Genomic DNA, 1,054 nt, shown 5'->3' on the forward strand with positions numbered 1-1,054 from the left:
GTAGATCTGGGGTTAGCGGAGCCTCTCGGGCCTGCGCTTTGCTGGGTCCATGAACCTGATATGGTCGGTCTTGGGCCGAGGTAGAGGATTTGCTTACGTGTTGAGGTCCTCTCTGTTGCATCTGTGCTGAGGCCACGCGCGGCGAGATCGGGGATTCGCATACGTAGGGTGATCTTCGAGCTGGTCGAACGACTCCGTGGGGCAACTAAAGGGGTAGCCGACGCTGACGCCTACCCCTTGCGACAGTCTGCGCACGGCCTTCGCCGGGTCTCTGGGGTCGGACAAACCGACGAAGAGATCGCGCAGCGGTTCCGGGGGGTCGATTCGCGGGCAAGGGACCGTGACCTGATCAATGATCTCGATTACCACACGCTCTACGTCGAAGCGCAGCGCTTCGACGGTAGTGATCCGCGTGTGGCGAAGGAAGTCCGACGCCTCGGACGTGTCGGTCGTGGCGACCCGGCATTGGCGCAGATTCTACGACGTCAGGGATTCGACGGCCTGCCTCGTCTGGTGGATGCCGAGGGTATGCGCGAGGCTGTCGAGGGTGGCTGGACGGAAATGTCTCGGGGGGTGAGAAGGCTTCAGGACGTTGAGGAGTTCAAGACCGCCGATAGCTTTGTCCCGGGCAGGGGCGGTTACGGCAGCGGTACGTACGTTTTCGGCCGAGAACCAGGAAAAAACGAGCCTGATTCGGCTCACCTCCGCGAAATGGCCAAGGACTGGTCAGGCGATCCGACGGGCGCCGACCCGGGTGGCGTGATCCATATGGCGATGCACCCGGAAGCGTTGACGACCGATTTACGTTCCTTGACCGCACAGCGAGATGCAGAGCTGGCATCGATCGACGCGGAGTTGAGACAAGCACCGGAGAGGTCGGCAAGAAGAACAGAGCTGGACGAGCGCAAGAATGTGCTGTCGGACGTGGGGCGATACGCCGCCAGTAGGGGTTACGACGCGTACCGCATCAACGACATGTATGTCTGGGTGGTTCTGAATCGCACCGCGTTGATAGTCGAACGGTGAGCACGATCAATCAGGTTGGTGCAGCTGC

The 1,054-nt window shown here is 61.1% G+C and carries 1 protein-coding gene; it reads left to right on the forward strand.

Annotation, left to right across the window (positions count from 1 at the left end; genetic code table 11):
- Positions 1-168 precede the first annotated feature (168 nt).
- Positions 169-1,026, forward strand: a complete 858-nt coding sequence (locus tag ACWEO7_RS39705) for a hypothetical protein (protein ID WP_452431038.1) — start codon at positions 169-171, stop codon at positions 1,024-1,026.
- The last annotated feature ends 28 nt before the right edge of the window (positions 1,027-1,054 follow it).

This window comes from Nocardia sp. NPDC004260 (assembly GCF_053603155.1).